The sequence below is a fragment of the Pseudomonas gozinkensis genome (assembly GCF_014863585.1).
Lineage (GTDB): Bacteria > Pseudomonadota > Gammaproteobacteria > Pseudomonadales > Pseudomonadaceae > Aquipseudomonas > Aquipseudomonas gozinkensis.
In genome coordinates, this window is the sequence record NZ_CP062253.1 from 1,782,433 (window position 1) to 1,805,502 (window position 23,070).

Annotated in this window: 23 protein-coding genes; all 23 read left to right on the forward strand. The window is 61.0% G+C overall.

Features of this window, described 5'->3' with window-relative positions:
* Positions 1 to 5: 5 nt before the first annotated feature.
* A complete protein-coding gene (gene pseB, locus IHQ43_RS07990) occupies positions 6 to 1,007 on the forward strand; it encodes a UDP-N-acetylglucosamine 4,6-dehydratase (inverting) (RefSeq protein ID WP_129973390.1) in 1,002 nt (333 codons plus the stop codon).
* Complete coding sequence (gene pseC / locus IHQ43_RS07995) at positions 1,004 to 2,161, forward strand: UDP-4-amino-4,6-dideoxy-N-acetyl-beta-L-altrosamine transaminase (protein WP_192563981.1); 1,158 nt, start codon at positions 1,004 to 1,006, stop codon at positions 2,159 to 2,161. The genes pseB and pseC overlap by 4 nt, the downstream gene beginning before the upstream one ends.
* A gap of 31 nt (positions 2,162 to 2,192) precedes the next feature.
* Complete coding sequence (locus tag IHQ43_RS08000) at positions 2,193 to 2,813, forward strand: pseudaminic acid biosynthesis-associated methylase (protein WP_192563982.1); 621 nt, start codon at positions 2,193 to 2,195, stop codon at positions 2,811 to 2,813.
* Entirely contained in the window at positions 2,810 to 3,505 is a 696-nt protein-coding gene (gene pseF / locus IHQ43_RS08005; protein ID WP_192563983.1) for a pseudaminic acid cytidylyltransferase, read from the forward strand. The genes IHQ43_RS08000 and pseF overlap by 4 nt, the downstream gene beginning before the upstream one ends.
* Complete coding sequence (gene pseG, locus IHQ43_RS08010) at positions 3,502 to 5,004, forward strand: UDP-2,4-diacetamido-2,4,6-trideoxy-beta-L-altropyranose hydrolase (protein ID WP_192563984.1); 1,503 nt, start codon at positions 3,502 to 3,504, stop codon at positions 5,002 to 5,004. The genes pseF and pseG overlap by 4 nt, the downstream gene beginning before the upstream one ends.
* Entirely contained in the window at positions 5,001 to 6,053 is a 1,053-nt protein-coding gene (gene pseI / locus IHQ43_RS08015; RefSeq protein WP_192563985.1) for a pseudaminic acid synthase, read from the forward strand. Before pseG ends, pseI begins: the two co-directional genes overlap by 4 nt.
* Positions 6,054 to 6,279: 226 nt before the next feature.
* Entirely contained in the window at positions 6,280 to 7,206 is a 927-nt protein-coding gene (locus tag IHQ43_RS08020) for a ketoacyl-ACP synthase III (RefSeq protein WP_085611535.1), read from the forward strand.
* Between the two features lie 86 nt (positions 7,207 to 7,292).
* Positions 7,293 to 8,585 (forward strand): motility associated factor glycosyltransferase family protein, encoded by a 1,293-nt coding sequence (locus IHQ43_RS08025; protein ID WP_192563986.1) that lies wholly within the window; start codon positions 7,293 to 7,295, stop codon positions 8,583 to 8,585.
* Positions 8,582 to 8,848 (forward strand): hypothetical protein, encoded by a 267-nt coding sequence (locus IHQ43_RS08030; RefSeq protein WP_192563987.1) that lies wholly within the window; start codon positions 8,582 to 8,584, stop codon positions 8,846 to 8,848. Before IHQ43_RS08025 ends, IHQ43_RS08030 begins: the two co-directional genes overlap by 4 nt.
* A 243-nt stretch (positions 8,849 to 9,091) precedes the next feature.
* Positions 9,092 to 9,943: a flagellin domain-containing protein gene (locus IHQ43_RS08035; RefSeq protein ID WP_192563988.1), complete on the forward strand. Its 852-nt coding sequence runs from the start codon at positions 9,092 to 9,094 to the stop codon at positions 9,941 to 9,943.
* 73 nt (positions 9,944 to 10,016) lie between these two features.
* Entirely contained in the window at positions 10,017 to 10,373 is a 357-nt protein-coding gene (locus tag IHQ43_RS08040; protein WP_192563989.1) for a flagellar protein FlaG, read from the forward strand.
* 82 nt (positions 10,374 to 10,455) lie between these two features.
* On the forward strand, positions 10,456 to 11,916 hold the full coding sequence (gene fliD / locus IHQ43_RS08045) for a flagellar filament capping protein FliD (RefSeq protein ID WP_192563990.1): 1,461 nt from the start codon (positions 10,456 to 10,458) through the stop codon (positions 11,914 to 11,916).
* 130 nt (positions 11,917 to 12,046) lie between these two features.
* Positions 12,047 to 12,442 (forward strand): flagellar export chaperone FliS, encoded by a 396-nt coding sequence (gene fliS / locus IHQ43_RS08050; protein WP_192563991.1) that lies wholly within the window; start codon positions 12,047 to 12,049, stop codon positions 12,440 to 12,442.
* Between the two features lie 10 nt (positions 12,443 to 12,452).
* The gene (fliT, locus tag IHQ43_RS08055) at positions 12,453 to 12,749 is read left to right on the forward strand and encodes a flagellar protein FliT (RefSeq protein ID WP_192563992.1); all 297 of its coding nucleotides are present in this window, start codon (positions 12,453 to 12,455) and stop codon (positions 12,747 to 12,749) included.
* A gap of 172 nt (positions 12,750 to 12,921) precedes the next feature.
* Positions 12,922 to 14,397: a sigma-54 dependent transcriptional regulator gene (locus IHQ43_RS08060; RefSeq protein ID WP_192563993.1), complete on the forward strand. Its 1,476-nt coding sequence runs from the start codon at positions 12,922 to 12,924 to the stop codon at positions 14,395 to 14,397.
* Positions 14,398 to 14,507: 110 nt separating this feature from the next.
* Entirely contained in the window at positions 14,508 to 15,719 is a 1,212-nt protein-coding gene (locus IHQ43_RS08065) for a sensor histidine kinase (RefSeq protein ID WP_425220294.1), read from the forward strand.
* 5 nt (positions 15,720 to 15,724) lie between these two features.
* Complete coding sequence (locus tag IHQ43_RS08070; protein WP_192563994.1) at positions 15,725 to 17,116, forward strand: sigma-54-dependent transcriptional regulator; 1,392 nt, start codon at positions 15,725 to 15,727, stop codon at positions 17,114 to 17,116.
* A 128-nt stretch (positions 17,117 to 17,244) separates the two neighbouring features.
* Positions 17,245 to 17,574 carry a flagellar hook-basal body complex protein FliE gene (gene fliE / locus IHQ43_RS08075; protein ID WP_192563995.1) on the forward strand — a complete coding sequence of 110 codons (330 nt, stop codon included), beginning with the start codon at positions 17,245 to 17,247 and terminating at the stop codon, positions 17,572 to 17,574.
* Between the two features lie 15 nt (positions 17,575 to 17,589).
* Positions 17,590 to 19,377: a flagellar basal-body MS-ring/collar protein FliF gene (gene fliF / locus IHQ43_RS08080; RefSeq protein WP_192563996.1), complete on the forward strand. Its 1,788-nt coding sequence runs from the start codon at positions 17,590 to 17,592 to the stop codon at positions 19,375 to 19,377.
* Complete coding sequence (gene fliG / locus IHQ43_RS08085; protein ID WP_007958288.1) at positions 19,370 to 20,389, forward strand: flagellar motor switch protein FliG; 1,020 nt, start codon at positions 19,370 to 19,372, stop codon at positions 20,387 to 20,389. Before fliF ends, fliG begins: the two co-directional genes overlap by 8 nt.
* A gap of 4 nt (positions 20,390 to 20,393) precedes the next feature.
* Positions 20,394 to 21,200: a flagellar assembly protein FliH gene (gene fliH, locus IHQ43_RS08090; protein WP_192563997.1), complete on the forward strand. Its 807-nt coding sequence runs from the start codon at positions 20,394 to 20,396 to the stop codon at positions 21,198 to 21,200.
* The gene (fliI, locus tag IHQ43_RS08095) at positions 21,190 to 22,548 is read left to right on the forward strand and encodes a flagellar protein export ATPase FliI (protein WP_192563998.1); all 1,359 of its coding nucleotides are present in this window, start codon (positions 21,190 to 21,192) and stop codon (positions 22,546 to 22,548) included. The genes fliH and fliI overlap by 11 nt, the downstream gene beginning before the upstream one ends.
* 6 nt (positions 22,549 to 22,554) lie before the next feature.
* Positions 22,555 to 23,004: a flagellar export protein FliJ gene (fliJ, locus tag IHQ43_RS08100; protein WP_011333052.1), complete on the forward strand. Its 450-nt coding sequence runs from the start codon at positions 22,555 to 22,557 to the stop codon at positions 23,002 to 23,004.
* Positions 23,005 to 23,070: the final 66 nt, after the last annotated feature.

Here is a 23,070-nt window from a genome sequence, read left to right on the forward strand (position 1 = left end):
AGCACATGTTCAACGGTAAATCGATTTTCATCTCCGGTGGCACCGGCTCGTTCGGGCGCAAATTCATCGCGCGCCTGCTCGAGCAATATCAGCCCAAGCGCGTGGTGGTGTTCTCCCGGGATGAGCTCAAGCAATACGAAATGCAGCAGACGTTCAACGCGCCGTGCATGCGTTACTTCCTCGGTGACGTGCGCGACGCCGATCGTCTGCGCCAGGCCATGCGCGGCATCGATTACGTGGTGCATGCCGCGGCGTTGAAGCAGGTGCCGGCGGCGGAATACAACCCGACCGAATGCATCCGCACCAACGTCAACGGCGCGGAAAACATCATCGCCGCCGCCATCGACAACGGCGTGAAGAAAGTCGTCGCGCTGTCCACCGACAAGGCCGCAAGCCCGATCAACCTCTACGGCGCCACCAAGTTGCTGTCGGACAAGTTGTTCGTCGCCGCCAACAACATCGCCGGCGAACAGCAGACTCGTTTCGCCGTGGTGCGCTACGGCAACGTCGCCGGTTCGCGCGGCTCGGTGGTGCCGTTTTTCAGCAAGCTGATCGCCGATGGCGCGACAGAACTGCCGATCACTGACGAGCGCATGACCCGCTTCTGGATCACCCTCGATCACGGCGTGCAATTCGTGCTCGACAGCTTCGCGCGGATGCACGGTGGTGAAGTGTTCGTGCCGAAGATCCCGTCGATTCGCGTGGTCGATCTCGCGCGGGGAATGGCCGAGCATCTGCCGCACAAGAACGTCGGCATCCGTCCGGGCGAGAAACTGCACGAACTGATGGTGCCGCTCGATGATGCGCGGATGACCCTGGAGTTTGCCGATCACTACACCATCCAGCCGTCGATTCGCTTTACCAGCGTCGACGTGGATTTCTCCGAGGACAAACTCGGTGAGCGTGGCGTGCCGGTCGGTGAAGATTTCGAGTACCGTTCCGACACCAACCCGCACTTCCTTTCGGTGGGGCAGATCGCCGACCTGCACGCGAAGCTGTCGGTATGATTCCCTACGGTCGGCAAAGCCTCGACCAGACGGACATCGACGCGGTCGTCGAGGTGTTGCAGTCCGACTGGTTGACCCAGGGGCCGACCATCGAACGCTTCGAGCAGGCGATGGCCGAGCGTTGCCAGGCGGATTTCGCCGTGGCGGTGTGCAACGCCACGGCGGCGCTGCACATTGCCTGCCTGGCGGCGGGGCTGGGAACGGGCGACCGTTTGTGGACCACGCCGAACACCTTTCTCGCGTCAGCCAACTGCGGGCGCTATTGCGGCGCCGACGTTGATTTCGTGGACATCGATCCGCTGACCTGGAACCTCGATGCCGAAGTTCTGGCGAACAAACTCGACGCGGCCGAACGCGACGGCACGTTGCCCAAAGTGCTGGTGGCGGTGGCGTTCTCCGGGCAGAGCTGCGATATGCGGCGGATTGCCGAACTGGCCGAGCGCTACAACTTCACCGTGATCGAAGACGCTTCCCACGCGGTCGGCGCAAGCTATGCCGGGCGCCCGGTGGGCTGCGGTGAGTTTGCCGCGATGACTGTGTTCAGTTTCCACCCGGTGAAAATCATCACCAGCGGCGAAGGCGGCATGGTGCTGACCAATCGGCGGGAACTGGCCGAGCGTCTGCAACGCTTGCGCAGCCACGGTATGACCCGCGACCCGCAGCAGATGACTGAACCCAGCCACGGCCCGTGGTACTACCAGCAGGTCGAGCTGGGTTTCAATTACCGGATCACCGATCTGCAAGCCGCACTGGGCCTTTCGCAACTGAGCAAACTGGACGAATTCATTGCCCGTCGCCGGGAGCTGGCCGCGCGTTACGAGCGTTTGCTGGCGTACTTGCCGGTCACCGTGCCGAGCCTCCAGCCGGACGCCGAATCGGCCTGGCATCTTTACGTGGTGCGTTTGCAGACCGAACGTATCAGCCTCAGCCACCGGCAGGTGTTCGAAGGCTTGCGTGCCGCCGGTATCGGCGTGAACCTGCACTACATTCCGGTGCATCTGCAGCCGTACTATCGTGACCTGGGTTTCGCCGAGGGTGACTTCCCCGAGGCCGAGCGTTATTACGCCGAAGCGATCAGCCTGCCGCTGTTCCCGTTGCTGAGCGATCAGCAGCAGGACTACGTGGTCGAGCAATTGCGTCGGTTGACTGAATGATTGCCGCTGCGGCGGTGGATGGAAAACGGCAATGCGTGATCTGAGCGAGCAGGAACAATTCTGGCAGGGCGAATTCGGCAACCAGTACGTTGACCGTAACGTCGGCCAGCCACTGGTGGCGGCCAATCTGGCGTTGTTCGCCAAGGCGCTGACCCGGACCGGGCGGATCGACAGTTTGCTGGAGCTGGGCACCAACGCCGGCAACAACCTGCAGGCGTTGCGTCAGTTACTGCCCAAGTGCGAGCTGTTCGGCGTCGAAATCAATGCCAGTGCCTGCGCCCAGGCGCGTGCGCTGGAGATTGCGCACATCTGGCACGGTTCGCTGTTCGACTTTCCCCGTGAGCGCCAATACCACCTGACCCTGAGCAAAGGCGTACTGATCCATCTGGCGCCGGAGTTGCTGCCGACGGCCTATGCGCAGTTGTATGAGTTGAGTTCGCGCTACATTCTGATCGCCGAGTACTACAACCCTTCGCCGGTGGAAGTGTCCTATCGCGGCAACAGCGGCAAGCTGTTCAAGCGCGACTTCGCCGGGGAAATGCTTGACCGTTATCCTGATCTGCAACTGCTGGATTACGGCTTCGGTTATCACCGTGATCCGCAATTCCCGGTGGACGACATCACCTGGTTCCTGCTGGAAAAACGCCCTTGAGCAACGTCGCAATCATCCCGGCCCGCGGGGGCAGCAAACGCATCCCGCGCAAGAATCTAAAACCGTTCGACGGTGTGCCGATGATTGTCCGCTCGATTCGCACGGCCCTCGATTCAGGGTTGTTCGAGCAGGTCGTGGTCAGCACCGACGACCAGGAAATCGCGGATGTAGCGCGGGCCAATGGTGCTCACGTGCCGTTCATGCGTCCGGCGGAGCTGGCCGATGATTTCACCGGCACCGCGGCGGTGATCATGCATGCCTTGCAGCAACTGCCGGCCTTCGATTACGCCTGCTGTGTGTACGCCACCGCGCCGTTGTTGCAGACGCGGTTCCTGCGTCAGGGCTTTGAGTTGCTGGCGCAGCATCCGGACAAATCCTTTGCTTTTTCGGTCACCGATTTCGGCTTTCCGGTGCAGCGCGCCCTGACCCTCGACGGGCAGGGCGCGCTGACGGCGTTGTACCCCGAATTTCGCAATACCCGTTCGCAGGATCTGCCGGCTGCCTTTCAGGATGCCGGTCAGTTCTATTGGGGCCGCCGCGAGGCGTGGCTGGGTGGCGAGGTGCTGTATTCGCCGGCCAGTCTGCCGGTGATCCTGCCCCGGTATCTGGTGCAGGACATCGATACTGCCGAGGACTGGAAGCGCGCCGAATACCTTTACGCCGCCCTCAAGGCTGGCGGAGAACTGCAATGAGAGTGCTGATCCGCGCCGACGCCTCGCCGACCATCGGCAGCGGCCACATCGCCCGGTGCCTGACGCTGGCGCGAGTACTGCGCACGCAAGGCAGCCATGTCGCGTTCGCCTGTCGTCGTTTGCCGGGGCATCGGCTCGATGCGTTGCAGGCCGAAGGCTTCGAGACCTTCGCGTTGCCGGATCGCTATGCCGGTGAAGACCCGGAGCAGGCCATCGAGGCGATGCTGCCGTGGCAGGCGGATATCGATGCACTGGCGGAGCAGCTGGAAGGGCAGCCTGAGTTTGACTGGGTGATCGCCGACCATTACGGCCTCGACCATCACTGGCAGACCGCGGCCCGTCGCTTCGCACCACGGATTGCCGCCGTCGACGATCTGGCGACCCGTCGCTACAGCGTGGATCTGCTACTCAATCAAAACCTCTCCGGGCTCAGCGAAAACTATAAGCCGCTGCTGCCGGCCGGTTGCCGAACGCTGCTCGGCCCGCGCTTCGCCATGCTGCGCGATGAGTTCAGTGGCCCGGCCATCGAGATCAAACCGGTGGCGCGCCGGGTGCTGGTGAATTTCGGTGGCTTCGATGCGGCGCGCCAGACTCATCACGCGATGCTGGCGCTGGCGGATTTTTCGGCGCTTGAAGTGGATTTCGTCGCCGGTGCCGACAACCCGGCCTGGGCAGAGATGCAAGCGCTGGCCGAAACGCGGCCGCACTGGCGGCTGCACAGTTTCGTCGTCGATTTTCATCGACGCATGACCGAGGCCGACCTGTTTATCGGCGCCGGTGGCGGCACCAGTTGGGAGCGCGCGGCCCTGGGCCTGCCGACAATCTGCATTGCGGTGTCGAACAATCAGCAGACCAACGGCGAAGTGATGGCGGCGGCCGGCGCGCATGTATTCATGGGTGCGCGGGAGCAGGTCAGCGTCGAGCAACTGCGCGATGCCATCGGCTTTGTCGTGGGCAACTTTTATCTGCGCCAGAGCCTGGCCGAGCGTTCGCGGCAACTGGTCGACGGACGCGGTGCGTTGCGGGTGGCGGCGGCGCTGGCGGGCGCGGTGCTCACGTTGCGTCTGGCGACGCCGGACGATGCGCAGTTGTTGTTCGACGGACGCAATGCCGAGGCGGTGCGCCGCTGGTCACTGGACAGCGGCGTGATCGATTGGGCACAGCATGTGAACTGGCTGGGCGCCAGCCTGCGCAATCCTCAGCGCTTGCTGCTGGTGGCCGAGGCGGATGACGGCCCGGTCGGCGTCCTGCGCTACGATCTGCGCGGCTTTGAGGCGGAGGTTTCGCTGTATCTGTTCGAGGCGCGAATGGGGCTTGGCTGGGGCAGGGCGCTGCTGGCGCAGGGTGAAGCCTTTGTGGCCGGGCACTGGCCGCAAATGACCGCCATCACCGCTCAAGTGTTGCCGGCCAATCGGCCCTCGATGAATGTTTTCCGTGACGCCGGGTTCACCCAGAGTGCCTGCGCGTTCACCAAGGTTTTGAAGGAATCCCGTCAATGAGCAGTTTCAAGATCGGCAACCGCCAGATCGGTGCCGATGCGCCGCCGTTCATCATCGCTGAAATGAGCGGCAACCATAACCAGTCGCTGGACGTGGCGCTGCAGATTGTCGAAGCGGCGGCAAAGGCCGGTGCCCATGCCTTGAAGCTGCAAACCTACACCGCCGAAACCATGACCCTGGATCTGGCGCAAGGCGAATTCTTCATCAAGGATCCGAACAGTCTGTGGACGGGTACCTCGCTGTACGACCTGTATGAAAAGGCCCACACGCCCTGGGAATGGCATGCGCCGATCTTCGCCCGCGCCAAGGAGTTGGGCATGCTCGCGTTTTCGACGCCGTTCGACGACAGCGCCGTGGACTTCCTTGAAGGCCTCGATGTGCCGGCCTACAAGATCGCCAGTTTCGAAAACACCGATCTGCCGCTGATCCGCCGTGTCGCAGCGACCGGCAAACCGCTGATCATTTCCACCGGCATGGCCAGCATCGCCGAACTCGACGAAACCGTGCGCGCTGCCCGCGAGGCCGGGTGCAGGGATCTGGTGCTGCTCAAGTGCACCAGCACCTATCCTGCGACTCCGATCAACAGCAACGTGCGCACGATTCCGCATTTGCGTGAGTTGTTTGGCTGTGAGGTCGGGTTGTCAGACCATTCGATGGGCGTCGGTGTGTCGGTGGCGGCGGTGGCACTCGGCGCGACGGTGGTGGAAAAACACTTCACCCTCGACCGCTCAGCCGGTGGGGTGGACGCCAGTTTCTCGCTGGAACCGGCGGAACTGGCCAGCCTGGTGGTCGAGACCGAACGCGCCTGGCAGGCCATGGGCCAGGTGCATTACGGCGTGACCGAGGCTGAGCAGAAGTCGCTGGTTTACCGCCGGTCGCTCTACGTCACGGCCGATATGGCGGCCGGTGAGCCCTTCACGGCGGCCAATCTGCGCGCCATTCGTCCCGGTCTCGGTCTGCCGCCCAAGCACACCGATGCCGTCCTCGGGCGCCGTGCGCGCCAGTCGATCAAACGCGGTACGCCGCTGGACTGGTCATTGGTCGAATGACCCGATCTGTCACCGATTCGGCAAAATAGCGTGACCTGCGAGTCATAACGCGCATCTTCACTGTATTGTAATGACCGGGGAGATGGCGCCTGGCCCGTTTTCGGTTCCAGTGATAGCCCTTTGCGCTCCCCGTGGCTGCCCGTTGTGGCGGCCGTTTTCTGTTTGTCGGCGCCCCTCGAATCCTTGCGAGCGGTGGTATTGGGCTGTTTATTATTGGGAAGCCGTAATGATTGGCATAAAAAGCATTGCGAGCTACGTTCCTGTAGCCGGCGTGGACAATTACGCACAAGGTGCAAAATTCGAGAAGGATGAAGAATTCATCCTCGGCAAGATCGGTTCGGCCTTCCTCCCACGCAAAGACGCGGAACAGGAAACCTCCGATCTGTGCGTTGAAGCGGCCAATGCGCTGTTTGCCAACAACCCTGAACTGAAACGTGAATCCATCGATGCGCTGATCGTCGTCACCCAGAACGGTGATGAAGAAGGCCTGCCGCACACCGCGGCCATCGTCCAGGACAAGCTCGGCCTGCCGACCAATGTCGCGGCGTTCGACATTTCCCTGGGCTGCTCCGGTTACGTCTACGGCATCTACGCGATCAAGGGCTTCATGGAAGCTGCCGGTCTGAAGAACGGCCTGCTGATCACCGCTGATCCGTATTCGAAAATCGTCGACCCGGAAGATCGCAACACCACCATGCTGTTCGGCGACGCCGCTACCGCCACCTGGATGGGCGAAGACCCGGTCTGGGCACTGGGCAAGGCCAAGTTCGGTACCGACGGTTCCGGTGCGCCGCACCTGAAAGTCACCGATGGCGTGTTCTTCATGAACGGTCGTCAGGTGTTCAACTTCGCGCTGCTCAAAGTCCCGGCGCACTTGCACGAACTGCTCGACGATTCGGGTCTGAAGGCTGATGACATCGATGCGTTCTGCATCCACCAGGGCAGTGCGGCAATTGTCGATGCCGTGGCGCGACGCTTCGAAGGCGAGCCGGAGAAGTTCATCAAGGACATGGTCGAGACCGGTAACACCGTGTCGTCCAGTGTGCCGCTGCTGCTGGAAAAACACGTGATGGATTCCGACTGGAACCGCATCGCGATCAGTGGTTTCGGTGTCGGTCTGTCTTGGGGTTCGGCGATTATTTATCGTCCTTGAATCCGCTAAAAACGACGCATACAAAAATAGCGTTCAAGGGTTAACCTTGAACGCTATTTTTTTGCCTGAAGGGAGCGCGAGGCGCCATGGGTGAGTTTTTCCAGGCCAATGCTGAAGTCATCGAACGACGCTGGCCGGCGCTGCTCGCACGTTTGCTGAACGAAGACAGTTCAGCGATCGAGGCCGAGCTGACGCAGGGGCTGGGCTCGACGCTGAGCATTGGCGGCATTCAGCTCACCAGCCGGCATGACCGTGTTCGCGAAGCGCAGATTCAGGCCGCCAGCCTGCCGACGGACAAGCCGCAACTGCATGTCTACGGTACCGGCCTCGGGGATTTGCCCACGGTGTTGCTGGAGCGCACCGGGCTCGAGCGTTTGTATGTGCACATCCTCAACGGCGAACTGTTCGCTCTGGTGCTGCAACTGCTCGATCAGCGGGAGTGGCTGCAGGATCCGCGGGTTGAATTGCTCTTCGCCGGCGACCTGTCCGACATCTGTACGCCGTTCTTCGCATTGCCTGCCGAGATGCTGCTGGCCGATGACTTCAACGCAAAGATCCGTGATCGGCTGGTCAGCGAAGTGCACCTGAGCTTCAACAATCGTGAATTCGATCCGCAGTCACCGTTCATTCAACAGCGTCTGCAGGATTGCTTGCCCGTGTTGCTCACCGACGAGGATGTGGCGACGTTGTTCGGCACCTGTGCCGGTCGGGAGATTTATGTGATCGGCACCGGGCCGACGCTTGAACAGCATTTCGAACGTCTGGCGGCGATCCGCGAGCGGGCCGAGCGCCCGTTGTTCATTTGTGTCGATACCGCGTACCGACCGCTGCGCGAGCACGGGATCGTCCCCGACTATGTGGTGAGCATCGATCAGCGCATCAGCTTTCGGCATTTGCCTTTCGAGGAATCCGACGGCATCCCGCTGGTGTACCTGCCCATGAGCGATCCTGAGGTGCTGAGGGCCTGGAAGGGCAAGCGTTATGGCGGTTACTCGGCCAGCCCGGTCTATGCGGCATTGCGCGAGCAGCATCCGCGGGCGCTGTTGCATATGGGCGGCAGCGTGATTCATCCGGCCGTGGACCTGGCGGTGAAGATGGGCGCTGCACGCATCACGCTGTTCGGCGCCGATTTTGCCTTCCCGATGAACAAGACCCATGCCGGCTGGAATGACGGTGACCTGGGGCCGTCGGTGAATCAGGCGCGGCACTGGGTGCGTGACGGGTATGGTCAGCGCGTCAGTACCCAGCTCAATTTTCGCGGTTACTTGTGTGTGCTGGAGCGATACATCGCCAGTCAGCCGCACGTGGCGTTTTTTAACAGCAGCCGGGCGGGTGCGCAGATTGCCGGGACGGAATTCAATCAGGAGTTCGCGCAATGAGTGCGCCGCAATCATGGGTAGATGAATGCCATCAGTGCGCCGGGCTGTTCCGCTTGGGGCGTGATGTCGAGGCCGCGTTGACCATGGTCGATGTGTTTGAGGGCGCGCAGCAGTCATTGTTGTCGGCCGATGCGCAGACTCAACAGATCTGGGCGCAGTTACTCACGCAAATGCTTGAGTGCCAGGAGCGTCAGGACTGGTTGGGACTTGCCGATTTCATGGAGTACGAGTTGATGCAATTGCTGGAACAACCGTCCAGCTGAAGGGGAGCGAGGGCGCTGGCCCGCAGGTTTGCGCCATGGACGGTTTTATGACGTCATTTTTTCGAAGGGAAAGTGCTGCTAAGTCTTTGTTTTCTAGGGGGTGGCAGGTTGATGGCAAATTTTTTCAAAAAAGCCCTCAAGCAACCTGCAAACCCGACGATAACTATTACGAAGGTTCTCTAGGCCATACCCGGCGGTTGCCAGGGCCGGAAGCCGCAGTACCCAACCAACGAGGAATTCGTCATGGCTTTAACAGTAAACACCAACACCACGTCGTTGAACGTTCAGAAAAACCTGAACCGCGCTTCCGACGCTCTGTCGACTTCGATGCAGCGCCTGTCTTCCGGCCTGAAAATCAACAGCGCTAAAGACGACGCCGCTGGCCTGCAGATCTCCACTCGTATGCAATCGCAAATCCGCGGTGGCAACCAGGCTATCCAGAACGCCAACGACGGTATCTCCGTTGCCCAGACCGCTGAAGGCGCTCTGCAAGCTACTACCGACATCCTGCAGCGTATGCGTGAACTGGCTGTTAAAGCACGTACCGGCACCAACGGCACTGCTGACCAGCGCGCGACCAACCTTGAATTCGCCGACATGTCCGACGAAATCAGCCGTATCGCTGCTTCCACCAACCTGAACGGCAAAAACCTGCTGGACGGTTCGGCTGGTACTGTGACTCTGCAAGTTGGTGCTAACACCGGTACTGCCAACCACATCGACCTGGTACTGAGCTCCAAGTTCGACGCCGTCAGCCTGTCCGTGGACAAAGCTACTCTGGCTCTGACCGGTACTACCCCTGCTGCTGCCGGTAGCAACATCGACAACGCTATCACTGCAATCGACGCCGCTATCGCTGCGATCGGTGATACCCGTGCCAGCCTGGGTGCTTCGCAAAACCGTCTGACCAGCACCATCTCCAACCTGCAGAACATCGTTGAGAACACCACCGCTGCACAGGGTCGTGTACAAGACACCGACTTCGCCGCAGAAACTGCTAACCTGACCAAGCAGCAAACTCTGCAGCAGGCTTCGACCTCCGTTCTGGCTCAAGCCAACCAACTGCCTTCCGCTGTACTGAAGCTGCTTCAGTAATTTCGGAATGAGTTTGGGCGGGGGAGTGCGCTGGTCGTGCTCTCTCGCCTTTTTACGTTAGGAGGTGATGAGCATGGACATGAGCGTAAAGCTTAACCAGTCTTATCCGGCTCCCAAGCCAGTAACGCCGGTCGCTGACAAACCGTCAGAGACGCCCAAGGTTGCCAAGGCTGAAGCGCCGGTCGCTGCCAAGGGTCAGGATACGGACGAGGCCAAGTTGAAACTGGCGGTGCAGGAGATCGAGAAGTTCGTTCAGTCGATCAAGCGCAATCTGGAGTTCTCCATCGACGAACACTCCGGGAAGGTCATCGTCAAGGTGATCGCAAGCGAGACGGGTGAGGTCGTTCGACAGATCCCCTCCGCAGAAGCCCTCAAACTGGCAGACAGCCTCGCCAATGCGAGTCACGTATTGTTCGACGCCAAAGTCTGAGAGCTGGCATGAATAGTGTCTGTCTTTCTTGATGACGCCGGGAAGGGTCAAAAGAACGGCAGCAATCTGAAGGGAGATGCACATGGCAAGTCCAATTTTACCGGGTACGGGCCTGGGTTCCGGCCTGGACATCGGTGCGATCGTTACCGCGCTGGTCAATGCCGACAAGGCGCCGAAGCAGACGCAAATCGATACCGCGACCAAAGCCAACACGCTGAAGATTTCCGGCATCGGTTCGTTGAAGAGCGCGCTGACCGCGTTCCAGACGGCGATGAAAAACCTGGGCAGCACGACCAACCCTGCGTTTGCCGGCTTCACCGCGACTTCGAGTAACACGAACGTTCTGAATGCCACTTCCGACAGTACCGCCGTGACGGGCAATTACAATGTTGTCGTGACCCAGTTGGCCACCGGTTCGAAAGTCGCCAGTGCCTCTTTTGCCGGCGGTGCCGCCAGTGCCATTCCGAGTGGTACCCTGAAAATCAGTCAGAATGGCACTGATTACAATGTCGACATTCCGGCCGGTTCTACCTTGCAGAACACCCGCGATGCCATCAACAAGGCTCAGGGTGTCAACGGTATTTCCGCCAACATCGTGACCGACGCCAGCGGTGCTTCGCGTCTGGTGATCAGTTCGAACAAGACCGGCGCAGGTTCCGACCTCACCGTCAGCGGTATCGCCGGCCTCGAAATCGATGGTACCAAGCCGATGGGTGCCAGTCCGGCGGCAGGCGATTCGGGCGCGGTCAACGGCGTTGCCAAAGATGCCCTGTTGACTATCGATGGCCTTCAGGTCAGCAGCAAGAGCAACACCGTAACCGGTGCAATCAGTGGTCTGACTCTGAATCTGACAACTGTCAGTGCTGGCACGCCGCCGAGCACTCCGACGGTTGTCAATGTAGACGCCAACACGAAGGGCTTGCAGACATCGATTCAGCAGTTTGTCGACGCCTACAACACGTTGAAGACCACCATCGATACGCTGTCCAAGGCGACGCCGGACGAAGATGGCAAACTGACCGTGCAAGCGGCTTTCACGGGTGACGCGATGCCGCGTGCACTGATTGCCAGTGTTCGCGCCGAGTTGACGGCACCAGGGGCGGGTGGTTCGCTGGCGGTGCTGTCGCAGTTGGGTGTGATGACCGACCGCAACACCGGTAACCTGACATTTAATACCGATACGTTCAACAAGACCATGGCCCAGCCAGGCATGACCGGTCAGGTTCAGCAGTTGTTCACGGGTACCGACGACAAAAATGGTCTGTTGACGCGTATGAGCAAAGCGGTTGATCCGTATCTCAACCCGCCGGCGGACAATAAGTCCGGGACCAGTTTGCTTGATCAGCGCATGGCCATTCTGACCAAAAACACGCGCAGCCTTACCGATCAACAACTGGCGCTGGACTTGCGTGTTGCCAACCTCACCAAGACGCTGACCGCAAAATACAACGCCATGGACTTGCTGGTAGGGCAGATGAAGGCCACCGCGAGCAACATCACGTCGTTCTTCGCCTCGCTGAACGCTCAGCAATCTGCGAAGTAACAGGCAGGAACGACAAAAACCCGGCTACGCTTCATCGGCGTGCGCCGGGTTTTTGTCTTTTGATCTAAAGTTCTGTGACTCGTTGGCGATACACTGGTTATACGAGTCAATGTGGCAAATGAGGTAGAACATGAACCCAATGTTAGCCCTTCGGCAGTACCAGAAAGTCGGCGCGCACGCCCAGACATCCGAGGCGAGTCCGCACCGCCTGGTGCAAATGTTGATGGAAGGTGGCCTGGAGCGGATCGCTCAGGCCAAAGGCGCTATCGAGCGCAAGGATATTGCTGCCAAGTGCACGGCTATCAGTAAGGCCGTTGGCATCATCGGTGGATTGTGTGAAGGCCTGGATCTGGAAAACAGCGCGGATTCGGTGGGTGATCTCAACCAGCTTTACATTTACATGATGAAGCGACTCGCCGAAGCCAACGCCAAGAGTGATCCACGGATACTCGACGAGGTGGCCGACCTGCTGCGCACCGTAAAGGAAGGCTGGGACGGCATTGCTCCGCCAGGCCCCCAGTTTTAAGGAGAGCACCATGAGTCTTGTATTGCAGCGAATCGCCGATACCCGTGAAGCGTTGGTCGGCGCCTTGGCCGAGCGCAACTGGGAAGCCATTGGCGAGCTGGATCTGGCTTGCCGTTCCTGCATGGAAGACGTCATGGCCGAGGCCTCGCTCGATGAAGAGGCTTTGCGCAATAATCTGGAAGAGTTGCTGCATGTCTACAAGCAGCTTCTGGAAGTGGCGATGGGTGAGCGTCAGGCGATAGTCGACGAGATGTCGCAGATCACCCAAGCGCAAAATGCGGCAAAGGTTTACCATCTGTTTGGTTAATTAACCCTCAGTTAATCCAGACATGTGCGCCATAAATTTGACTGTGCACGGTTTTTTGACTTAACTAGTGGCTGTTTTCAGATTTCAGGCGTCTACAGGCACAAGGTGTCCTGCAAGCGTCTCGCTTGCCCCTCATTTTGGGCATTGAGTTGACTAGGGAAGTTGCTATTGCATGTGGCGTGAAACCAAAATTCTGCTGATCGATGACGATAGCGTCCGCCGCCGCGACCTGGCGGTGATCTTGAATTTTCTTGGCGAAGAAAATTTACCCTGCGGAAGCCATGACTGGCAGCAGGCAGTCGGCTCTTTGTCGTCTAGTCGTGAGGTCATTTGCGTACTGATCGGGACGGTCAATGCTCCTGGTGCGCTTTTGGGCTTGCTAAAGACACTCTCAACCTGGGATGAGTTCCTTCCGGTTTTGCTGATGGGCGATAATTCTTCGGTGGACCTGCCCGAAGACCAACGCCGCCGGGTACTTTCGACCCTCGAAATGCCGCCGAGCTACAGCAAGCTGCTGGATTCCCTGCACCGTGCCCAGGTCTATCGCGAAATGTACGATCAGGCCCGCGAGCGCGGCCGCCATCGCGAGCCCAACCTGTTCCGCAGCCTCGTCGGTACCAGCCGTGCGATCCAGCACGTGCGTCAGATGATGCAGCAAGTGGCCGACACCGACGCCAGCGTACTGATCCTCGGCGAGTCCGGGACCGGCAAGGAAGTGGTTGCGCGCAACCTGCATTACCATTCCAAGCGTCGCGACGCGCCATTCGTCCCGGTCAACTGCGGGGCGATCCCGGCCGAGTTGCTGGAAAGCGAACTGTTCGGCCACGAGAAGGGCGCCTTCACCGGCGCGATCACCAGCCGTGCCGGCCGCTTCGAGCTGGCTAACGGCGGTACGCTGTTTCTCGACGAAATCGGCGACATGCCGCTGCCGATGCAGGTCAAGCTGCTGCGCGTGCTGCAGGAGCGCACCTTCGAGCGCGTGGGCAGCAACAAGACCCAGAGCGTCGACGTACGCATCATTGCCGCGACCCACAAGAATCTCGAAAGCATGATCGAGATCGGCACCTTCCGCGAAGACCTCTACTATCGCCTGAACGTGTTCCCGATCGAGATGGCGCCGCTGCGTGAGCGCGTCGAAGACATTCCGCTGCTGATGAATGAACTGATCTCGCGCATGGAGCACGAGAAGCGCGGTTCGATCCGCTTCAACTCCGCCGCGATCATGTCCCTGTGCCGCCACGGCTGGCCGGGCAACGTCCGCGAGTTGGCCAACCTGGTGGAGCGCATGGCGATCATGCATCCGTACGGGGTGATTGGCGTGGTCGAACTGCCGAAAAAATTCCGCTACGTCGACGATGAAGACGAGCAAATGGTCGACAGCCTGCGCAGCGATCTGGAAGAGCGGGTGGCGATCAACGGTCACACGCCGGACTTCACCGCCAACGCCCTGTTGCCGCCGGAAGGTCTCGACCTGAAGGACTACCTCGGTGGTCTGGAGCAGGGTCTGATCCAGCAGGCGTTGGACGACGCCAACGGCATCGTGGCCCGCGCCGCCGAACGCCTGCGCATCCGCCGCACCACGCTGGTGGAGAAGATGCGCAAGTACGGCATGAGCCGTCGTGAAGGTGATGAACAGGCGGATGATTGACGCCTGTTTTTCAACTGCTTCATTTATAAGCGGTTTTTTTTAGGCACGGGTATTGCTACGTCCCTCGCAACGTTCCGTTTAACTGACGGTCAGCCAAGCGAGAGAGCACAATGCCCCAAGCCTCCCAGATGTCTTCTGTTCCCGAGTCCTCGGGGCAACTGCCGTCCGTAGAGCAGGCGAGCCGCCAGGGGCTTGAGCAGGCATTCGCCCTGTTCAACCAGATGTCCAGCCAGTTGACCGACTCCTACAGCATGCTCGAAGCACGGGTCACCGAGCTCAAGGGCGAGCTGGCCGTGGTCAGCGCCCAGCGCATGCAGGAACTGGCGGAAAAAGAACGCCTGGCCAACCGTTTGCAAAACCTCCTCGATCTGTTGCCCGGTGGCGTCATCGTCATCGACGGTCACGGCATTGTGTGCGAGGCCAATCCTGCCGCCATCGAATTGCTCGGCCTGCCGCTGGAAGGCGAACTGTGGCGCCATGTCATTGCCCGCTGCTTCGCGCCCCGTGAAGACGACGGCCACGAAATTTCCTTGAAAAACGGTCGACGCCTGTCGATTGCCACTCGCTCGCTGGATGCCGAGCCGGGGCAGTTGGTGCTGCTCAACGACCTGACTGAAACCCGTCACTTGCAGGATCAGCTGGCGCGCCACGAGCGGCTTTCGTCCCTGGGCCGGATGGTCGCGTCGCTTGCCCATCAGATCCGTACACCGTTGTCCGCTGCCTTGCTGTACGCCAGTCATTTGACCGAGCAGGAGCTGCCGGTCGCGACCCAGCAGCGTTTTGCCGGGCGCCTCAAGGAGCGCCTGCACGAGCTCGAGCATCAGGTACGCGACATGCTGGTGTTCGCCCGCGGCGAGTTGCCACTGACCGATCGCGTCACGCCGAATGCCTTGATGCAGTCGTTGCAGGCCGCGGCGCTGACCCATGTGCAGGATCTGCCAATCCGCTGGCAGTGCGATAGCCATGCCGGCGAGTTGCTGTGCAATCGCGACACGCTGGTCGGGGCGCTGCTCAATCTGATTGAAAACGCTATTCAGGCGAGTGCCGGTGAGGTGCGTCTGAAGGTGCATTGCTATACCCGCGACAACACCCTGCGTCTGTGTGTCAGTGACAGCGGCAGCGGTATTGATGCGGCGGTGCTGGCGCGGCTGGGCGAGCCGTTTTTCACCACCAAGGTTACCGGGACCGGCCTGGGCCTGACCGTGGTCAAGGCCGTGGCCCGTGCGCATCAGGGAGAATTGCGGCTGCGTTCGCGGGTCGGGCGCGGTACGTGCGCGCAGGTCATCCTGCCGTTGTTTTCCGCTGTACAGGGAGCTGAGTGAAGGTCATGGGCATCAAGGTTCTGCTGGTCGAGGATGACCGCTCGTTGCGCGAAGCGCTGGCCGATACGCTGTTGCTGGCCGGTCACGACTATCATGCGGTGGGTTCGGCCGAAGAGGCGCTGAACGCCGTCGAGCGCGAAGCGTTCAGTCTGGTGGTCAGCGACGTCAACATGCCGGGCATGGACGGTCATCAATTGCTCGGTCTGCTGCGTGCGCGGCAACCGCAATTACCGGTGCTGCTGATGACCGCCCATGGCGCGGTCGAGCGCGCGGTCGATGCTATGCGCCAGGGCGCGGCGGATTATCTGGTCAAACCGTTCGAACCCAAGGCTTTGCTGGACCTGGTGGCACGTCACGCGTTGGGCAGCCTTGGCACCAGTGACGCCGAAGGGCCGGTCGCGGTCGAGCCGGCCAGCGCTCAGTTGCTGGATCTGGCGGCGCGGGTCGCTCGCAGCGACTCCACCGTGCTGATTTCCGGCGAGTCCGGCACCGGCAAGGAAGTGCTGGCGCGCTACATCCACCAGCAATCCCATCGCGCCAGTCAGCCGTTCATTGCGATCAACTGTGCGGCGATCCCCGACAACATGCTCGAAGCCACCCTGTTCGGTCACGAAAAAGGCTCGTTCACTGGCGCCATCGCGGCCCAGGCCGGCAAGTTCGAACAGGCGGACGGCGGCACCATTCTGCTCGATGAAATTTCCGAAATGCCTCTGGGCCTGCAAGCCAAGCTGCTGCGGGTGTTGCAGGAGCGGGAAGTGGAGCGGGTCGGCGCACGCAAGCCGATCACCCTCGATATCCGCGTGGTCGCGACCACCAACCGTGATCTGGCCGGTGAAGTGGCGGCGGGGCGGTTCCGAGAAGACCTCTATTATCGTCTGTCGGTATTTCCCCTGGCCTGGCGTCCGTTGCGCGAGCGCACCGCCGATATCCTGCCGCTGGCCGAGCGTCTGTTGGCCAAACACGTCAATAAAATGAAGCATGCGATGGCGAAGTTTTCGCCCGAGGCGCAGGCGTGCCTGATCGGTTATCCGTGGCCGGGTAATGTGCGCGAGCTGGATAACGCGGTCCAGCGGGCCTTGATTCTCCAGCAGGGCGGGTTGATCCAGCCGCAGGATTTCTGTCTTTCCGGGCCTGCGTTGTTCGCCCCATTGCCGGCGGCAGTGCCGGTTGCGCCGGTCATTCGTGAAGTGGAAATCGAGGCGGATTCGGCCGGGGCGCTGGGTGATGACCTGCGTCGCCGCGAGTTCCAGATGATCATCGACACCCTGCGTACCGAGCGCGGTCGGCGCAAGGAGGCGGCCGAAAAACTCGGCATCAGCCCGCGCACCCTGCGTTACAAACTGGCGCAGATGCGCGATGCGGGTATGGATGTCGAAGGCTACCTGTTCGCGACCTGACGGGTGGCGCAAACGTTTGAAACGGCTTTTCTGAAAGCGGTGCCCATGAGCTGGCACCGTTGTTGCTAACACCTGAGTACCCGCCGAGTGAGTGTCAAAAAATTGCGGGCCGCCCAAGAGAGTAGACCATGAGCCAAGGTATTGAATTTAATCGGTTGATGATGGACATGAAGGCCATGCAAATGGACGCCATGTCGAAGCCGAAATCGACTTCCGCTGTCCCGGAAGTGGCAGGCAGCAGCTTTTCCGACATGCTCGGTCAGGCCATCAACAAAGTCAGTGATACCCAGCAGGCGTCGACTCAGTTGGCCAACGCATTTGAAATCGGCAAGAGCGGCGTCGATCTGACGGACGTGATGATTGCCTCGCAGAAAGCCAGCGTGTCGTTCCAGGCCCTGACCCAGGTGCGTAACAAGCTGGTTCAGGCTTATCAAGACATCATGCAGATGCCGGTTTAAGGACGAGATTGAGTCATGGCAGAAGCAGTCGCCGATAACGTTCCGGCCAAGGCCACCCCGATAGACGGCAAACCGCCGCTGTTCGGCCTGTCCTTCCTGGAAAACCTCTCCGAGATGACCGTGCTGCGTCAGGTGGGCCTGTTGGTCGGCCTGGCCGCGAGCGTGGCGATTGGCTTTGCCGTGGTGCTGTGGTCGCAGCAACCGGACTACCGGCCTCTGTACGGCAGCCTTGCCGGCATGGACGCCAAGCAGGTCATGGACACCCTGGCCGCCGCCGACATTCCCTACACCGTCGAACCGAATTCCGGCGCCTTGCTGGTCAAGGCCGATGACCTGTCCCGTGCGCGTCTCAAGCTCGCGGCCGCTGGTGTCACTCCCAGCGACGGCAACATCGGTTTTGAAATCCTCGACAAGGAACAGGGTCTGGGCACCAGCCAGTTCATGGAAGCGACCCGTTATCGTCGCGGCCTCGAAGGCGAGCTGGCCCGCACCATTTCGAGCCTGAACAACGTCAAGGGCGCGCGCGTTCACCTGGCGATTCCGAAAAGCTCGGTGTTCGTGCGTGACGAACGCAAGCCAAGCGCTTCGGTACTGGTCGAACTGTACTCCGGTCGTTCGCTGGAGCCAGGCCAGGTCGTTGCCATCATCAACCTGGTGGCGACCTCCGTTCCCGAGCTGAGCAAATCGCAGATCACCGTCGTCGACCAGAAGGGCAACCTGCTGTCGGATCAGGCGGAAAACTCCGAAATGACCATGGCCGGCAAGCAGTTCGACTACAGCCGCCGCATGGAAAGCATGCTCACCCAGCGCGTGCACAACATTCTGCAACCGGTACTGGGCAACGATCGCTACAAGGCTGAAGTGTCGGCCGACGTTGATTTCAGTGCCGTCGAATCGACCGCCGAGCAGTTCAACCCGGATCAACCGGCCCTGCGCAGCGAACAGTCGGTCAACGAACAACGCACCGCCAGCAATGGCCCGCAAGGTGTGCCGGGTGCCCTGAGCAACCAGCCACCGTCGCCGGCTTCGGCGCCGCAAACCACCGGTGGCGCAGCCGCGCCGGCGAGCATGGTGCAACCTGGCCAGCCACTGGTTGATGCCAACGGTCAGCAGATCATGGACCCGGCCACCGGCCAGCCGATGCTCGCGCCGTACCCGGCGGACAAGCGTCAACAATCCACCAAAAACTTCGAACTCGACCGTTCCATCAGCCACACCAAGCAGCAGCAGGGTCGCCTGAATCGTCTGTCGGTGTCGGTGGTGGTGGACGATCAGGTCAAGATCAACCCGGCCAACGGCGAAACCACCCGTGCACCGTGGAGCGCCGACGAATTGGCGCGCTTCACCCGTCTGGTACAGGACGCCGTCGGTTTCGACGCCAGCCGTGGCGACAGCGTCAGCGTGATCAACATGCCGTTCTCCGCCGAGCGCGGCGAAGTGATCGCCGACATTCCGTTCTACTCCCAGCCATGGTTCTGGGACATCGTCAAACAAGTGCTGGGTGTGTTGTTCATCCTGGTGCTGGTGTTCGGCGTGCTGCGTCCGGTGCTCAACAACATCACCGGTGGCGGCAAAAGCAAGGAGCTGGCCGGTCTGGGCGGCGACATGGAACTCGGTGGCATGGGCGGTCTGGACGGTGAACTGTCCAACGATCGCGTCAGCCTCGGCGGCCCGACCAGCATCCTGCTGCCGAGCCCGAGCGAGGGTTATGACGCTCAGTTGAACGCAATCAAGAGTCTGGTGGCAGAAGACCCGGGTCGTGTGGCCCAGGTCGTGAAAGAGTGGATTAACGCAGATGAGTGATAACCGAGCCGCCGTCGCCAAACTGTCCCGGGTCGATAAAGCCGCGATTCTGCTGCTGTCCCTGGGTTCGACCGATGCCGCACAAGTGCTGCGCCACATGGGCCCCAAAGAGGTTCAGCGAGTCGGTGTGGCCATGGCCCAGATGGGCAACGTTCACCGTGAGCAGGTCGAGCAGGTCATGAGCGAGTTCGTCGACATCGTCGGCGACCAGACCAGCCTGGGTGTCGGCTCCGACGACTACGTGCGCAAAATGCTTACCCAGGCCCTGGGTGAAGACAAGGCCAACGGCCTGATCGACCGCATTCTGCTGGGCGGCAACACCAGTGGCCTCGACAGCCTTAAATGGATGGAGCCGCGCGCTGTTGCCGACGTGATCCGTTACGAGCACCCGCAGATCCAGGCGATCGTGGTCGCGTACCTCGATCCGGATCAGGCCGGTGAAGTGCTGGGCAACTTCGACCACAAGGTGCGTCTGGACATCATCCTGCGCGTCTCGTCGTTGAACACCGTGCAGCCGGCCGCGCTGAAAGAATTGAACCAGATCCTCGAGAAGCAGTTCTCCGGCAACTCGAACGCCTCGCGCACCACCTTGGGTGGCATCAAGCGGGCGGCGGACATCATGAACTTCCTCGACAGCTCGATCGAAGGCCAGCTCATGGATTCGATCCGCGAAGTCGACGAAGACCTGTCCGGTCAGATCGAAGACCTCATGTTCGTGTTCAACAACCTGGCCGATGTCGACGACCGCGGTATCCAGGCGCTGTTGCGCGAAGTCTCTTCCGACGTGCTGGTGCTGGCCCTCAAGGGTTCGGACGAAGGCGTCAAGGAGAAGATTTTCAAGAACATGTCCAAGCGTGCCGCCGAACTGCTGCGCGACGACCTCGAGGCCAAGGGCCCGGTGCGCGTCAGCGACGTGGAGACCGCGCAGAAGGAAATCCTCACCATCGCCCGCCGTATGGCCGAAGCCGGAGAAATCGTGCTCGGTGGCAAGGGCGGCGAGGAAATGATCTAAGCCCATGGACAAGCATGACGACGATGTGACGGACCTGATCCGTGCCCGGGACGTCCGCGGTTTCGATACCTGGGCCTTGCCCAGCTTCGACCCGCCGAAACCCGAGCCCGAGCCGGAACCGGAGCCCGAACCGCCGGAAATGGAAGAAGTGCCGCTGGAAGAAGTCCAGCCACTGACTCTGGAAGAACTCGAAAGCATCCGTCAGGAGGCCTACAACGAGGGCTTCGCCATCGGCGAAAAGGAAGGCTTTCACAGCGCCACCCTCAAGGTGCGCCAGGAAGCCGAAGTGGTCCTGACGGCCAAGGTCGAGAGCCTTGAGCAACTGATGGGCCACCTGTTCGAGCCCATCGCCGAGCAAGACACACAAATCGAAAAGTCGCTGGTCGACCTCGTGCAACACATCGCCCGTCAGGTGATCCAGCGCGAACTGGCCATCGACTCGACGCAGATCGAACACGTCATGCGCGACGCGCTCAAGCTGTTGCCGCTGGGCGTGGGCAACGTGCGGCTGTACGTCAATCCGCAGGATTTCGAACAGGTCAAGGCCCTGCGCGAACGTCATGAGGAAACCTGGCGCATCGTCGAGGACGAAACCCTGCTGCCGGGCGGTTGCAGGGTCGAGACCGACCACAGCCGGATCGACGCCAGCATCGAAACCCGCGTCAGCCAGGTCATGGCCAAGCTGTTCGACCAGTTGCACGAGCAGGCCCTGCACCCGTCCGAACCGGACTTGAGCCTCGACTTGCCGGAAGCGCCAAAACCGGCACCGGTCGCAGAAGAGCCGCTCGCGGACGCCCCCGATGCGCCTTGAACGCACCAGCTTCGCCAAGCGCCTGAGCACCTACGCCGAGGCCACCGAAATTGCCGGTGCGCCGATCCTCGAAGGGCGCCTGCTGCGCATGGTCGGCCTGACGCTCGAAGCCGAAGGCCTGCGCGCTGCCATGGGCACTCGCTGCATGGTGATCAACGACGACACCTATCATCCGTCCCAGGTTGAAGCCGAAGTCATGGGCTTCTCCGGCAGCAAGGTGTTCCTGATGCCGGTCGGCAGCGTGGCCGGTATTGCCCCGGGCGCCCGCGTGGTGCCGCTGGCCGATACCGGTCGCCTGCCGATGGGCATGAGCATGCTCGGTCGCGTGCTGGACGGCGCCGGACGGGCGCTGGACGGCAAGGGCGGCATGAAAGCCGAAGACTGGGTGCCGATGGACGGCCCGACCATCAACCCGCTCAACCGTGACCCGATCAGCGAGCCGCTGGACGTCGGCATCCGTTGCATCAACGGTTTGCTGACGGTCGGTCGCGGTCAGCGTCTGGGCCTGTTCGCCGGTACCGGTGTCGGTAAATCGGTGCTGCTGGGCATGATGACCCGCTTCACCGAGGCCGACATCATCGTCGTCGGCCTGATCGGTGAGCGGGGTCGAGAAGTTAAAGAGTTCATCGAGCACATCCTCGGTGAAGAAGGCCTCAAGCGTTCTGTGGTAGTGGCGTCGCCTGCGGACGATGCGCCCCTGATGCGTCTGCGCGCGGCGATGTACTGCACGCGAATCGCCGAGTATTTCCGCGACAAGGGCAAGAACGTCCTGTTGCTGATGGATTCCCTGACCCGTTTCGCCCAGGCCCAGCGGGAAATCGCCCTGGCCATCGGCGAGCCGCCGGCGACCAAGGGTTATCCGCCGTCGGTATTCGCCAAACTGCCGAAACTGGTGGAGCGCGCCGGTAACGCGGAGAAGGGCGGTGGTTCGATCACTGCCTTTTACACCGTATTGTCCGAGGGCGATGACCAGCAGGACCCGATTGCCGACTCGGCGCGAGGCGTGCTCGACGGGCACATCGTGCTGTCCCGGCGCTTGGCCGAGGAAGGGCACTACCCGGCCATTGATATCGAAGCGTCGATCAGCCGGGTGATGCCGGCAGTCGTGGCGCCGGAACACATGCAGCGCGCGCAATACTTCAAGCAACTGTGGTCGCGCTATCAACAGAGTCGGGACCTGATCAGCGTCGGCGCCTATGTCGCTGGCGGCGATCGTGAGACCGACCTTGCCATCAATCTGCAACCGCAACTGGTCAGATACCTGCGTCAGGGTCTCAACGACAAAATCAGCCTGGGTGAAAGCGAGGCGTACCTCGAAACGATTTTCGCCCCGGCGGCCGGCGGGTAACCGCTCATGGCCCTGAGTCGAGCCGCGCGTCTGGCGCCGGTGGTGGACATGGCCGAGAAGGCCGAAAAAACCGCCGTGCAACGCCTGGGTTACTTTCAGGGTCAGGTGAAAGTGGCCGAGAGCAAACTCGCCGACCTCAACGCCTTTCGTCTGGATTACTCGCAGCAGTGGATCGTGCGCGGCAGCACCGGCGTGACCGGTCAATGGCTGCTGGGCTTTCAGGGCTTTCTGGCGCAACTCGACACCGCCGTCGATCAGCAACGTCAAAGCCTGCAGTGGCACCAGAACAACCTGGACAAGGCTCGCGATGCCTGGCAACAGGCATTCGCCCGGGTCGAAGGTCTGCGCAAACTTGTGCAACGCTACCGCGACGAAGCCCAGCGTGCCGAAGACAAGCGCGAACAGAAGCTGCTGGACGAGTTGTCCCAGCGGTTGCCGCGTCACGAGGCGTTTTGACGGGCAGATCTCGCACAGATCCCGGCGTCATCGCGCCTTGCCCATGTCCCCACCAAGTGCTAAACC

Coding starts and splice junctions, on each gene's coding strand:
- fliE (WP_192563995.1), top strand. CDS start 17,245: ATGAGCCAAGGTATTGAATTTAATCGGTTGATGATGGACATGAAGGCC.
- IHQ43_RS08070 (WP_192563994.1), top strand. CDS start 15,725: ATGGGCATCAAGGTTCTGCTGGTCGAGGATGACCGCTCGTTGCGCGAA.
- IHQ43_RS08020 (WP_085611535.1), top strand. CDS start 6,280: ATGATTGGCATAAAAAGCATTGCGAGCTACGTTCCTGTAGCCGGCGTG.
- pseI (WP_192563985.1), top strand. CDS start 5,001: ATGAGCAGTTTCAAGATCGGCAACCGCCAGATCGGTGCCGATGCGCCG.
- IHQ43_RS08025 (WP_192563986.1), top strand. CDS start 7,293: ATGGGTGAGTTTTTCCAGGCCAATGCTGAAGTCATCGAACGACGCTGG.
- fliJ (WP_011333052.1), top strand. CDS start 22,555: ATGGCCCTGAGTCGAGCCGCGCGTCTGGCGCCGGTGGTGGACATGGCC.
- fliF (WP_192563996.1), top strand. CDS start 17,590: ATGGCAGAAGCAGTCGCCGATAACGTTCCGGCCAAGGCCACCCCGATA.
- fliT (WP_192563992.1), top strand. CDS start 12,453: ATGAGTCTTGTATTGCAGCGAATCGCCGATACCCGTGAAGCGTTGGTC.
- fliI (WP_192563998.1), top strand. CDS start 21,190: ATGCGCCTTGAACGCACCAGCTTCGCCAAGCGCCTGAGCACCTACGCC.
- IHQ43_RS08040 (WP_192563989.1), top strand. CDS start 10,017: ATGGACATGAGCGTAAAGCTTAACCAGTCTTATCCGGCTCCCAAGCCA.
- pseC (WP_192563981.1), top strand. CDS start 1,004: ATGATTCCCTACGGTCGGCAAAGCCTCGACCAGACGGACATCGACGCG.
- fliD (WP_192563990.1), top strand. CDS start 10,456: ATGGCAAGTCCAATTTTACCGGGTACGGGCCTGGGTTCCGGCCTGGAC.
- IHQ43_RS08035 (WP_192563988.1), top strand. CDS start 9,092: ATGGCTTTAACAGTAAACACCAACACCACGTCGTTGAACGTTCAGAAA.
- IHQ43_RS08060 (WP_192563993.1), top strand. CDS start 12,922: ATGTGGCGTGAAACCAAAATTCTGCTGATCGATGACGATAGCGTCCGC.
- IHQ43_RS08000 (WP_192563982.1), top strand. CDS start 2,193: ATGCGTGATCTGAGCGAGCAGGAACAATTCTGGCAGGGCGAATTCGGC.
- IHQ43_RS08065 (WP_425220294.1), top strand. CDS start 14,508: ATGCCCCAAGCCTCCCAGATGTCTTCTGTTCCCGAGTCCTCGGGGCAA.
- pseG (WP_192563984.1), top strand. CDS start 3,502: ATGAGAGTGCTGATCCGCGCCGACGCCTCGCCGACCATCGGCAGCGGC.
- pseB (WP_129973390.1), top strand. CDS start 6: ATGTTCAACGGTAAATCGATTTTCATCTCCGGTGGCACCGGCTCGTTC.
- fliH (WP_192563997.1), top strand. CDS start 20,394: ATGGACAAGCATGACGACGATGTGACGGACCTGATCCGTGCCCGGGAC.
- fliS (WP_192563991.1), top strand. CDS start 12,047: ATGAACCCAATGTTAGCCCTTCGGCAGTACCAGAAAGTCGGCGCGCAC.
- IHQ43_RS08030 (WP_192563987.1), top strand. CDS start 8,582: ATGAGTGCGCCGCAATCATGGGTAGATGAATGCCATCAGTGCGCCGGG.
- fliG (WP_007958288.1), top strand. CDS start 19,370: ATGAGTGATAACCGAGCCGCCGTCGCCAAACTGTCCCGGGTCGATAAA.